Origin of the sequence: Rhizobium ecuadorense (assembly GCF_001187535.1) — a bacterium.
GTDB classification, from domain to species: domain Bacteria; phylum Pseudomonadota; class Alphaproteobacteria; order Rhizobiales; family Rhizobiaceae; genus Rhizobium; species Rhizobium ecuadorense.
This window is the reverse complement of the sequence record NZ_LFIO01000562.1, coordinates 1-437: the sequence shown is the minus strand read 5'-3', so window position 1 is coordinate 437 and position 437 is coordinate 1. Positions and strand designations below refer to the sequence as shown.

At 59.3% G+C, this 437-nt stretch carries 2 pseudogenes; both read left to right on the top strand.

Annotated features, from left to right (window positions below):
• Positions 1 to 128 (top strand): annotated as a pseudogene (locus AF337_RS12005) (arsenate reductase (glutaredoxin)); the annotation flags it as partial.
• 72 nt (positions 129 to 200) lie between these two features.
• Positions 201 to 437, top strand: a pseudogene (locus AF337_RS12000) (arsenite efflux MFS transporter ArsK); the annotation flags it as partial.

The window sequence follows — 437 nt, the reverse complement described above, 5'->3', positions numbered from 1 at the left end:
CTCTCGGTACGCGCCTGTCGCGGCCGTCGGAACTTGTCCTCGAAATCCTGCCGGAAACGCACAAGGGCGCCTTCATCAAGGAAGATGGCGAGAAGGTGCTCGATGCCGGGGGCAAGCGCATTGTCTGATCTGTATGGAACATCCCGGAAACATCAGCGCCCTTAGCACCTCGTCGCAAGCCGCGTGAGCCTCAGATCCCTATGACAATCAGCACCGAACGACCGCCGGTAGCGACCATTGTTGCACTCGGGCTTACGCAGATCATCGGTTATGGATCGCTCTATTACAGCTTCAGCATCCTCGCCCCTGACATGGCCCGTGATCTCAACTGGTCATCGGAATGGATCTTCGCTGCGCTCTCCCTAGCCCTTCTGATCGGCGGCCTGGCCGCACCTCTAATGGGCACATGGATCGATCGCTTCGGCGCAGGCAGGATC